Annotated in this window: 10 protein-coding genes and 1 pseudogene; 6 read left to right on the top strand and 5 right to left on the bottom strand. The window is 68.7% G+C overall.

Going from position 1 to position 10,663, the window contains the following annotated elements; translation table 11 throughout:
• Positions 1-10: 10 nt before the first annotated feature.
• Positions 11-886 (top strand): alpha/beta hydrolase, encoded by an 876-nt coding sequence (locus tag E1264_RS12310; RefSeq protein ID WP_132172776.1) that lies wholly within the window; start codon positions 11-13, stop codon positions 884-886.
• A gap of 222 nt (positions 887-1,108) precedes the next feature.
• Here the strand turns inward: E1264_RS12310 and E1264_RS12315 are convergent, their stop codons facing one another.
• Positions 1,109-1,915 (bottom strand): hypothetical protein, encoded by an 807-nt coding sequence (locus E1264_RS12315; protein WP_132172778.1) that lies wholly within the window; start codon positions 1,913-1,915, stop codon positions 1,109-1,111.
• Between the two features lie 100 nt (positions 1,916-2,015).
• Complete coding sequence (locus tag E1264_RS12320; RefSeq protein WP_132172780.1) at positions 2,016-2,510, bottom strand: hypothetical protein; 495 nt, start codon at positions 2,508-2,510, stop codon at positions 2,016-2,018.
• A 335-nt stretch (positions 2,511-2,845) separates the two neighbouring features.
• Between E1264_RS12320 and E1264_RS12325 the strand changes: the two genes are divergently transcribed.
• The 3 genes from E1264_RS12325 (at position 2,846) to E1264_RS12340 (ending at position 5,113) form a co-directional block, all read left to right on the top strand.
• The gene (locus E1264_RS12325) at positions 2,846-3,559 is read left to right on the top strand and encodes a hypothetical protein (RefSeq protein ID WP_243710887.1); all 714 of its coding nucleotides are present in this window, start codon (positions 2,846-2,848) and stop codon (positions 3,557-3,559) included.
• A gap of 433 nt (positions 3,560-3,992) precedes the next feature.
• Complete coding sequence (locus E1264_RS12335; RefSeq protein ID WP_132172783.1) at positions 3,993-4,265, top strand: hypothetical protein; 273 nt, start codon at positions 3,993-3,995, stop codon at positions 4,263-4,265.
• 332 nt (positions 4,266-4,597) lie between these two features.
• Entirely contained in the window at positions 4,598-5,113 is a 516-nt protein-coding gene (locus E1264_RS12340) for a DoxX family membrane protein (RefSeq protein WP_132172785.1), read from the top strand.
• A gap of 335 nt (positions 5,114-5,448) precedes the next feature.
• On the opposite strand, the gene E1264_RS12345 is transcribed toward E1264_RS12340, so the two are convergent.
• From E1264_RS12345 to E1264_RS12355, 3 genes are all read right to left on the bottom strand, one after another.
• On the bottom strand, positions 5,449-5,859 hold the full coding sequence (locus E1264_RS12345) for a hypothetical protein (protein WP_132172787.1): 411 nt from the start codon (positions 5,857-5,859) through the stop codon (positions 5,449-5,451).
• Between the two features lie 116 nt (positions 5,860-5,975).
• Entirely contained in the window at positions 5,976-6,380 is a 405-nt protein-coding gene (locus tag E1264_RS12350; RefSeq protein ID WP_132172789.1) for an AfsR/SARP family transcriptional regulator, read from the bottom strand.
• Between the two features lie 9 nt (positions 6,381-6,389).
• Positions 6,390-6,740, bottom strand: a complete 351-nt coding sequence (locus E1264_RS12355) for a winged helix-turn-helix domain-containing protein (protein WP_132172791.1) — start codon at positions 6,738-6,740, stop codon at positions 6,390-6,392.
• A 444-nt stretch (positions 6,741-7,184) separates the two neighbouring features.
• Between E1264_RS12355 and E1264_RS12360 the strand changes: the two genes are divergently transcribed.
• Positions 7,185-9,485, top strand: a complete 2,301-nt coding sequence (locus E1264_RS12360; protein WP_132172793.1) for a hypothetical protein — start codon at positions 7,185-7,187, stop codon at positions 9,483-9,485.
• Positions 9,486-9,689: 204 nt separating this feature from the next.
• Positions 9,690-10,663 (top strand): annotated as a pseudogene (locus E1264_RS12365) (hypothetical protein); the annotation flags it as partial.

The following is a 10,663-nucleotide window of genomic DNA, read 5'->3' on the forward strand; positions in this document are numbered from 1 at the left end:
CCTTGGGGACATGCATGAGAACACACCGACCATCCCCGGTTTCGACTACCACCGCGTCCCCGTCGCCGACGGGGTCTCGCTCAACACCGCCATCGGGGGCTCCGGCCCGCCGATCGTCCTGCTCCACGGCTTCCCGCAGACCCACCTGATGTGGCGCCACGTCGCCGCCGACCTGGCGTCCGACCACACCGTGATCACCCCTGACCTGCGCGGATACGGCGCCAGCGACAAGCCGCCCGCCGATTACTCCAAGCGCACCATGGCCGCCGACATCGTCGCCCTGGCCCGCGCCCTCGGCCACGACCGCTTCGCGCTGGCCGGCCACGACCGCGGCGCCCTGGTCGCGTTCCGCGCGGGCCTCGACCACCCCTCGACAATCACCCACCTGGCCAGCCTCGACGTCCTGCCGACCCTCGACATGTGGGACGCGATGCACGGCGTCACCGCCGCCGTCGGCTTCCACCTCTACCTGATGGCCCAACCGCCCGGCCTGCCCGAACAAATGATCACCGCGGCGCCGGACGCCTTCTTCGGCCACTTCCTCGACCTGTGGTCGAACGACCCGGCCGCGCTACCGCCCGACATCCGCACCGCCTACCTGGACGCCTGCCGCAACGCGATCCCGTCGATCGTCGCCGACTACCGCGCGTCCGCAGGCATCGACATGGAACACGACCAGGCCGACCGCGACGCAGGCAACCAGCTGGCCATGCCGGTGACCGTCCTCCAGCAAGACTGGGGCGCCGCCCTGGGCTTCGACGCGAAAGCCCTCTGGCAGGCCTGGGCCAAGGACCTCCACCACGAAACCGTCCCCTACGGCCACTACATGGCTGAAGAGGCCCCAGCCGAAATCACCAGGGCCCTAAGGACCCTCCTAACCCGCTAGGCCCTACCAGGGCGGCCCGCCCTGCGTGGCCGCCCACACCCATACATAGATGAGGAATGCAGCCACCAACAACCCCAGCGGCAGCTCCCAGTTGGGCGACTTGCCGCGTCCGCGTCCTGCCCTGTGCACCATGACCGACCCCCGATCGTCCTCTACTCGCGTAGCCGGACGTTCCCGGACCAACCCCACCATCTAGTCATGTTTCGGGCGACCATGCTCTACCTAGCCGGACTCGGCCAGCCCCTCGCGCGCCTGGTAGACGCTGGACCCCAAGGATCGCAGATCACCGGAGACCACCCGTTGGACGCCCGCGACCCCCGCCAGTTCCGCCCGGTCTCCGGGGTGCGCGGCATAGTGCAGAATCGCGTAAAGCAAAAGGGCCGGATCGTTTTTCTGGAGGAGCAACGACAGGTTGACCTCCTTACCGAACGGCTTGCTCTCGTCCTGGACGAACAGGCCTATTAGCGGCGGGCCCTTCCCGACTTCGTACGCGGCGATTCGTTGGATCGACTCCCACGGAACTACACGCGTCCACAAGGCCCGCGACACCAGGATGATTTCGGGAGTGAGCACGACCGCTCTGTTCCGCCAGAACAACAGAAGGGACACCGGCGCGGCCGTCAACATGAGCAGCCCGCACACCAGCAGAATCGGGTCACCAGCGGACTCGGACTCGGGCGTCAGGGTCAGCAGAACGGCGGACGTCCCGCCGGCGACCAGCGTCACAGGAATGGCCAGGCCGGCCGACCGGCGATTGGGAAAGACGACACCGCCCTGCCCGGAGAACACCGCGTCCCGGCCCCGCCCGAGCCGCATCCATACCGGCACCGTCGCGCAGATGGCCACGAGCATCAAGAAGACCCAGCCCACGAACTGGTCCTCGGCCGGATCGGACAGGATCCCGATCCCGATAAGGAGGCTCGGAACCCCGACCACCGCAGCCAGGACGATCCGCCACGGTCCCTTCACTCTGGGCAACGACCATTCCTCAGGCCACGGAAGCCCGGAGGGACTGTGCTTGACGGACATACCGGCTCCCTGGTCGCGAATCCACAATGCCGACCAGACTTCCCGGCGCACCTGCCCCGAACGCTAACCCACAACCGGCTCCCTGGCTAGACACTCGCCGTCAAACCGACTCGTCGATAAGATGCGCGTCCCACGTGGCCGCGGCCTGCTCATGGGAATCGACACCGGCGAAGAAGGCGTCCGCCAATGCCGCAAAGTCCGGCTCATCGACACCGACCACGTCGATGAACTTGGGCCGGTACACAGCGAACCCATCAGGTGACGACTCGGGCCGGTAAGGAATGGCCATCTGCAGGGACCACCGCTCTGGAAGGTACTCGACGGCGTTCACGATCAGCGCATCGAACCGTCCAGCCTCAAGATGAAGGTAGGCATCGGCGACGAGCACCGCCCGAACCCAGCCTTCCTGCCCCGCCTCCAACGCCGCCTGCCCCGCCTTGACGGCGTCATCGAGGTCCTCATGAACGAGCCGTTCCATCCCCTTTCGCCCGTCCGCATACTCGTGCCCGAGCAAGGGAACCAACGTCTCCCCATCGGACACGCTCCAGATTCCATGAGCCCCGAAAAACCCAGCCATACCGGCCATCTCATACATGGCACGCCACCGTACAGCCCCCCACCCACAGAACACGGGCTTCACCGACCACATACAGGCCTGCTCAGGCCGTGACGGCGAGTGGTTCACCGCCGAGGTCCACACCGCCACTTGTCCAGGTGCCGGTGACACCGGAGCCCGCACCGTCCGCGCGGGGCGCCCTTCGAGTGGCGATTCAAGGCGGTTCGCGTGGGTTCTTGAGCCAGCTCATTGGGAGGGCGAAGTCGTGGCGGACGGCCTGGCCGCCTTCGGCCTTTCTTCTTGTGGTTGGCGACCTGGTTCATCTGGCGGTAGGCCCGCTCGACTGGTTAGGTGGGGAGGCTGCGTTGGACGTGATGACCGAGGAGTTTCGAGGAATGGCGACAGGCGAGCTCCAGGGACCAGTTCCGGAAACGACCGGACGTGAGCACCGTGTCCTCGACCTCCTGGATAAGGCAATCGGCACCCAGACCCCACTGGTGCGCAAGAACATTGCCCGGGCCCGCCAGCGGAACCCCGAAGCATCACCGGCAGAGGTAATTCGCAATCTGGAACGGATGTACGTCAGCGCCTTGGCAGGGACGGGTGCGGCGGTTGGAGGAACCGCGGCCGCACCCGGCGTCGGCACGGGAGTCGCACTGGCATTGTCGGCAGGTGAGTTTCTCTCATCACTTGAGCTGAGCGTTCTCTTCGCACTCTCGCTCGCCGAAATCCACGCGGTCCCCATCGACGAGATCGAGCGCCGCCGGACGGTCGTCATGGGAATCATGCTCGGCGGGTCCGGATCCGCCACCATTTCCAAGGTCGCCGAACGCACGGGGCAACATTGGGGACGTCAGGTGGTCGCCAAGGTACCTGTCGAGACGCTGCGTCAGATCAACAAGGTCCTGGGGAAGAACTTCATCACGAAGTACGGGACCAAGCAGGGAATCATCGTTCTCGGCAAGGTGGCACCATTCGGTATCGGCGCCGTGATCGGTGGCGGCGCCAACGCCGCCCTCGCCAGCCTGACCGTAAGGGCCGGTCGCCGCGCGTTCGGCCCGGCCCCCCCAAGTCGTGGTCAGAGCTGACGAGCGGCACGCCACCAACGTCCGAGAACTCGCACAGCTGAGCCTCGGTGCACTGAGGCGTCGGCCGCCCTGCCTCACACTCTCCCAGCGCCGATCCGCGCTCTTCGTCCACTCGCTACAGGGGTCGTTGTCGTAGGGAGTTGCCTGGTCAACAGCGGGTGGGGCGGGCGCAGCGCACCCGGCCGGACGTGATCGCGTCTCGGGGCAGGGACAATCCGAAGGCTCGTTCCAGCCCGGCGAAGAACAACGAAATGCCGTCCGTCCAGCCGGACACTTCTTCCGCACCGCGAATGTAGGTGTTGAGAAAGGCCAGCGGAGAACGCTACTGGAATCCCGTCCACTTCAAGTGATCGCTTGCTTGGCCTTGTCCAGTTCATGCCGCCTGCGATCGACTTGTCGTCCGTGAAGTACTGCAAATGTATGCCGTACGACAATGGCAATTCGCGAGCCTCCGCTGCCACGTAATCTAGCCAGCTATTCACCGTCCGGCCAAAGGCAAGAAATCGATGCCGTCGAGCTGCGGGATCGGCTTGCGAGTGTCAAGCCCGTCGCCGCGTCGAGCGTGCTGCCGAACGCCTCGCCGCGCGATCTGGCCATCTTTGGCGAGTACGTCGTCCACGGACGCGAAGGCACGTGGAACTTAGTCGACGGCACGGCAGGTGTGGCCGTCCTCGACCTGGATGCGCTGCCCGTGCGACCGCCCTGACGTCCGCCCGTGGACCGGCGGGCGCGTTGAGCGAGGCGTTCGCCGCGGCAATGCCCCCGCTGTGGAATGCCTACGGGTGGATCGCGTCCGGTTTGCGGTGTCGCATCCCTCGGGGCGGCTGACGCACCTCATCGTTCCGCGAATCGAGCTGCGGCTGAGGGCGGCGTGGGGACCCGTCACCAGCGCCGACCCCGCGCAAGCCGCGACCGACGCTGGCGGTGTTTCGCTTCGGGGGCGAACAGATGCCACTGGTCTACTTGATACAGCGTTCAACTGATAGGAAACTTCCCTATTGATTGGCTCGTTCTGGACTCCCACCCCCAAGGAACGCCATGTCCCTCGATACCCGCCTGCGGTCCTCCCTCTCCCTGACCGCCGAGCACCCCGCTCGCTACGCCCTTGCCGCCGGACGCATCTTTCTCGGCTGGATTTTCCTGTGGGCCTTCCTCGACAAGCTCTTCGGCATCAAGAAGGGCACCGAAAGCGGCTGGCTGTCGGGCACGTCTCCATCCAAGGGCTTCCTCAGCCACAACGACGGCCCGTTCAAGGAGGTCTTCCACTCGATGGCCGGCCAGGTCTGGGTCGACGCCCTCTTCATGTTCGGCCTCGGTGGCCTCGGCGTCGCTCTCCTCTTGGGGATCTGCCTCCGCTTGGCCGCGCTCGGCGGAACGATCCTGATGTTCATGCTGTGGGTGGCGTCCCTGTGGCCTGACACCAACCCCTTCATGGACATGCACTGGATCTACGCCGCGCTGCTGATCGCCATCGCGCTCGCCGACGCCGGAACCACACTCGGGCTCGGACGCCCCTGGGCCCGCCTCGTCCGCAACTCCGCACTCCTCCGCTGACGGTGAAACCACAAAAGCGCCCCTCCCCGAAACGGTGACCCGGTCGGACGTCCTTCCCCACCGAAGGACGTCCGACTGAAAGGCACACTCAGACAACTCGGCCGGACCTGCATCGGCGCCCTTCGCAGCAGGACGAAACCCGGCCCGCGCGCACGCGCCGCGAAGAACGCGCCCGTCCGTGCGCCGGATGTCGCGTGTGCAGGTACAGGACGAGCGCATGATGGGTCCGACACCAGCGGGAGCGTCGGGCAGAGGTGTGCTTGGCTGCCGTCGGTCTTACGCAAAGGGAGATGGAGGAGCGGGCTCGCTTCTCCATCTCCCTTAGTGGGTGCTCGTTAGAAGAAGTAGACGATCCGGTTGTCCTTGGTGCTGCAGAGCGGGCCCCAGGCGGCTTCGTACTTGCACGCTTTGACGTGGATCTTGATCTCCTTCGTCTTGGTGCTGGCCTTGTAGGAGTAGGTGGCGGTGTCGCCCTTGCCGTCCCAGGTGCCCCAGGCGTTCCAGCCGATGGTGACCACGGCGTTGCGCCCGTCCGCCTTGTTGTCGTAGATCGTCCCCTTGACGTAGTGGCCGGTGCTGCAGTCCTTGGCGTAGATGTTGGCGGCGGCGCCCGAGCCTATGCCGATGGTCTTCACATACGTCCACTTGCAGGTGTAGGCCTGGGCGGCGGTGGCGGGGATGGCCACCGCGCCGCCTGCGAGCGCGCTGACGACAAGGGATGCCCGAACCAGGTTCCTGATGCGCATGGTGCCCCTCTTAGGTGTTTTCCGGTGCATGGTGATCAGAGTTGCTGAAGGTGGTTGGAGCAAGGTTGTGCGGTTGTTGCGGCGCAGGTTCGCCGTCCCGCTGGAGGTCTCGGGCGCTAGGAGCGGCTGGACGCGCCTGCCGAAGAGAGGGTGGTGACGTCGTGGGTGAGGATGGCCTGTTCCAGAGTGCGGAGGGCGGGGCTGGGGTCTAGGCCCAGGTCGTCGGCGAGGGCGCGCTGGCCCGTCCGGCAGACGTTGAGGGCTTCGGCTGTGCGGCCCAGCGCGTAGAGCGCCCGCATGAGCTGTATCAGGGGACGCTCGTGATACGGGTGGTCGGCGACGAGCCCGTAAAGCTCGCCGACGACCTCTTCGGGACGGCCGAGGCCCAGTTCGGCGTCGGCCCAGTCCCCGGCGGCGGCGAGCCTGAGCTCGGTCAGCCGGAACGCCTCCGCCCGCGTCGCCGCTAGGTGGTCCTGTCCCTCGAACGGGGTCCCGCGCCACAGGGCGAGCGCATCCTTGATCGCCGCCGCTCACTGCTCGATCATGCCGGCGGCGACGGCCAGGCGTCCCGCCTTGGCATGGACGGTGAACGCGTCGGCGTCGAGCTCTCCGGGCCGGAGGACGACGGCGTATCGGGGGCGGCGCGACTCCAGCCTGCCGGGGCCGAGGACGCCGCGCAGGTGGTGGACGTAGCCGTGCAGCGTCTTGGTCGCCGTGCGGGGTGCGGTGCAGGGCCACAGCGCGTCGATCAGGTAGTCGGTCGGGACGGCCCTGTTGGGGTAGCACAGCAGGATCGCGAGCAGGTCTCGCCACTTGGGCCGCAAGGGGACCGTCCCGCTCTCCGTGTGGATCTCCGTCGGACCCAGTACGTGAAACTCCATGCTGCAGTTCTAGGACGGCCGGATGTTGTCCAAAATGAGTCCGCGGGGCCTCCGGACAGCGCCGTACCAGGTCCGGACAAGCAGGTCAGGGCCTTGCGCAACCTTGCTTCAACCGCGCTCCTGCAGCCTCTGGTGTCGATGAGCGCCAGAAGGGGGAGGCCACGGCGGGGGGTGAGGCTCGACGTCGATCCGGTCGGAGGGCGATCTGGTCGGGGGGATCAGCCGGGTTGCCGGGGCGGAGGCCGGCCGTCCGGAACGCCGTAGCGCGCGTCAAGCGGGGGCACGCGGGCTTCCGTCGAGTAAGTCGCCCTTCGCTGTTCTGGTGTGACATGAGGCGATGAACCGCCCGGACGTTGTGCACCCGGGCGGTTCTCGTGTTGTGCCGGAGATCATCGGCTGTCTAGGGTCGGCGGCGGACGATCTGGAAGGCGGCGGGAGCGGACGTTGGGGCGACCTGAACAACCGGTGGACCCGCTGGCCGGCCCCGTCGAGCGCCTCGCCTGGGAACTGCGCCGCCTCCGCGACCAGGCCGGGCGGCCCAGCTACCGCGTCCTGGCCGAGCGCGCGCATTTCTCGCGCAGCACTCTCGCCGAGGCTGCGACCGGCATGCGCCTCCCGACCTTGGAGGCGACCCTCGCATACGCCGTCGCGTGCGGTGGCGATCGCGCCGAGTGGGAACGCAGGTGGCATCTGGCGGCGGATGAGGTCGAACGGTCGCGCCGCCGCAGCCCCTACCCGGACCTGGTCCCGCTCGACGCCACCGACGCGGATCTGTTCTTCGGCCGCGACCAGCTGCTGGAAGACCTGCTGAAGGCCGTGCAGCGGGCGCCGCTCACGGTGGTGGCCGGGGCCTCCGGCAGCGGCAAGTCGTCGCTGCTCGGGGCCGGGCTGCTGGCCAAGCTGACCGCCGACGGCACCCCCGCCAGACGGGTCACGCCGGGCCCGCACCCCGTGTACGAGGAGAGCGACGACGCCGTCCTGATCATCGACCAGTTCGAGGAGGTCTTCACACTGGTCGCCGACGAGCGGGAGCGGGACGCCTACCTCGACCGGCTGAGCGCCGTGGCCGCCGCCGGAGACGGTCCGGCGCTGGTGATCGGCGTCCGCGCCGACTTCTACGAACGCTGCGTGCGGCACGCCGGGCTGGTCACGGCCTTCCGCGACAGCGTGCACGTCCCGGTCGGTCCCATGGACGAGCGGGAACTGCGCGCCGTCGTCGTCGAACCCGCCGCGCAGGTCGGGCTTCAAGTGGACCCGGACCTGGTGGCCGCCGTGCTCACCGAGGCCGCCGGGCAGGCGGGGGCGCTCCCGATGGTCGCCCACGCGCTGCGGGAGACCTGGAGCCGTCAGCGAGGCAACGTCCTGCGGCTCGCCGACTACCGGGCCGCGGGCGGGGTAACCGGCGCCATAGCCCAGACGGCCGAGCAGCTCTGGGCCGACCTGGAGGAAGCCCAGCACGACCTGCTCCGCGCCGTACTGCTCCGCCTCACCTCACCGGGCGAAGGCACCGCCGACACCCGCCGCAGGATCGGCCGGGACGAGCTGACCGGCATCGGGCCCGCGGGCGAACTGGACACCGTGCTCGACCGGCTGGCCGCCGCGCGGCTCATCGTCCTCGACCACGACGACACGATCGAGATCGCGCATGAGGCGCTCGTCCACGGCTGGCCCAGGCTGTGGGGATGGCTCGACGACGACCGTGACGCCCTCCTGCGCCACCAGCGGCTCACCAGCGACGCGGCCGAATGGGAACGCGCCCACCACGGCGAGGACTACCTATACCGGGGCGACCGGCTCGCCGCCTGGGACACCGAGGGACGCACGCCGCTGAACGAGCTCGAACGCTCCTTCCTCCTAGCCTCCCGAGCCCAGGCCGCCGCGGGCCGCCGCCGGAGGCGCCGCACCATCGGCGGGCTCTCGTTCGCGGCGGCGGCGACGAGCGTCCTGCTCGTCCTGGCCCTGGTCCAGACGGGCAGCGCCGGCGACGCCCGTGACCGCGCGACGTCCGTCCGCCTCGCGGGCGAGGCCCGCCGCCAACTCCAGCAGGACCCGGAAGTGGCGCTCCTGCTGGCGATCGAGGCGTACGAGGCGGGTCCCACACCCGAGGCCGACCTCGTGCTCCGCCAGGCCACCGCGGACGCGCGCCTGCGCGGCACGCAGTCCACCGGGCTGCGCCAAGTGAAGGGAGCGACGACCACCCCGGACGGCCGGAAGATGGCGATCTGGGGTTCCGGCCCGGCGCCCACGGGCCTGGAGATATGGGATCTAACCGGCTCTGCTCCTCGCCGCGACGCACTCCGCCTCCCGCCCGCCGAGACACAGAACGTCCAGAGCGCCGCCTTCAGCCCGGACGGGCGCCACCTGGCCACAGGCAACGCCGCCGGACGGGTCGCCGTCTGGGACCTGACCTCCACCGCCCCGCCGACGATCGTGGGCACCGCTCCCCAGGGAGTCCTGGGTATCAGCGTCAGCCCGACCGGCCAGGTGGCGAGCGCACACTCCGACGGCGTCCGCCTCTGGGGACCAGCGGGCCGCGCCGCCGCCGAACTTCCCGGCCGGAGCGTGGCCTTCAGCCCCAGCGGCCGACGCCTCGCCACAGGAGGAGGCGGCTCACCCCTCCGCATATGGTCCTTGACCAAAGGCCGCCCCCATCCGGAACGCACAGCGGCCCACGGCGAACCGGAACAGGTGGCGTTCAGCCCGCAGGGCCCCTGGGCCGCCACAGTCGAGGGCGACGTGCCATAGATTTGGGACGTCCTCAGCGCCCACCCCGGCAAGTGGAAACCACAGATCGAACTGCCCGTCCACGCCCCGCAACTGAACGGCCTGGCCTTCACCAGCGACGGGGAACGCATGGCCACCTACGGAGCCGACGGCCTAATCCGCATCTAGACGACGGGCGGCGACGCCGACCCCCTGACCCTCCGTCCCCCCGGAAACCCACGCGGAGTGGCGTTCACCGACAGCTCCCTAGTCACCATCGAAGCCGACGGCAAACTGCGCCAATGGGACATCGCGACCACCACGCCGACGCCCGCCCAGGGCAGACCCCTGGCCCTCAGCTCCGACACCAGAACCCTCGCGACATCCGCCGTCCCCATCTCGGTCACCACCCCCGGGGACATCCGCATCCGCATATGGCGAGGCTCCCGCACCACCGAGATCAAAGGCCCCAGGGACTCCGGCTACAAGGTCGCGCTCAGCCCGGACGGCCGCCTCATGGCCGGCCTGGGCCGAGCCGGCACCCTGATTCTCTGGGACCTCGCGACCGGCACCTCGACCACCGCCCCGGCCGACCTCCGCGGCCTCCCCTCGACACTGACGTTCAGCCCAGACGGTAAGCACCTGGCCGCAGGCGCCGCCAACACCGACCCGATGGTCTGGCAGGTCTCCCCGGCCCTGAAACGCGTCACCGGCTGGGAGACACAACCCACGGCCAAGGCCGAGGGCATCATCGCGTTCGCCCCGAACGGCACCCTCCTGGCCGACGCCCGCAACGACGGCACCGTCCTCCTGTGGAACCTGACCGGAGCGCACGAACCCAGAATCTTGCGTGGCCACCAGGACGGCCTCACCGGCCTGGCCTTCAGCCCCACTGGACGCCACCTGGCCGCCGCCGCGGCCGACGGCGCGATCCGCGTCTGGAACACCGAAGGTAAGGCCGATCCGACAGTCCTGCGCGGCCCCGCGAACCCCGTCCGCAAGCTCACCTTCAGCCCCGACGGATCCTGGCTCCTCACCAACGAACCCACTGGCGCTCTCCATCTGTGGCGCCCCACCGGCGGAGAGCCGGTGGACCTCACCGGCTGGGGAGCGACCGGCAGCATCGCCGCATTCACCCCGGACGGCAAGCAGATAATCCGCGGCCTAAGCCCCCAGTTGGTCGGCCCCACCGGCCTGCGCCAGGCCCTTACCCCTGTCTC

Origin of the sequence: Actinomadura sp. KC216, from assembly GCF_004348535.1 — a bacterium.
Lineage (GTDB): Bacteria > Actinomycetota > Actinomycetes > Streptosporangiales > Streptosporangiaceae > Spirillospora.

What these genes read in the sequence shown, in the direction of transcription:
- E1264_RS12310 (WP_132172776.1), top strand. Translation starts at nt 11, where the DNA reads ATGCATGAGAACACACCGACCATCCCCGGTTTCGACTACCACCGCGTC.
- E1264_RS12315 (WP_132172778.1), bottom strand. Translation starts at nt 1,915, where the DNA reads ATGTCCGTCAAGCACAGTCCCTCCGGGCTTCCGTGGCCTGAGGAATGG.
- E1264_RS12320 (WP_132172780.1), bottom strand. Translation starts at nt 2,510, where the DNA reads ATGTATGAGATGGCCGGTATGGCTGGGTTTTTCGGGGCTCATGGAATC.
- E1264_RS12325 (WP_243710887.1), top strand. Translation starts at nt 2,846, where the DNA reads ATGACCGAGGAGTTTCGAGGAATGGCGACAGGCGAGCTCCAGGGACCA.
- E1264_RS12335 (WP_132172783.1), top strand. Translation starts at nt 3,993, where the DNA reads ATGGCAATTCGCGAGCCTCCGCTGCCACGTAATCTAGCCAGCTATTCA.
- E1264_RS12340 (WP_132172785.1), top strand. Translation starts at nt 4,598, where the DNA reads ATGTCCCTCGATACCCGCCTGCGGTCCTCCCTCTCCCTGACCGCCGAG.
- E1264_RS12345 (WP_132172787.1), bottom strand. Translation starts at nt 5,859, where the DNA reads ATGCGCATCAGGAACCTGGTTCGGGCATCCCTTGTCGTCAGCGCGCTC.
- E1264_RS12355 (WP_132172791.1), bottom strand. Translation starts at nt 6,740, where the DNA reads ATGGAGTTTCACGTACTGGGTCCGACGGAGATCCACACGGAGAGCGGG.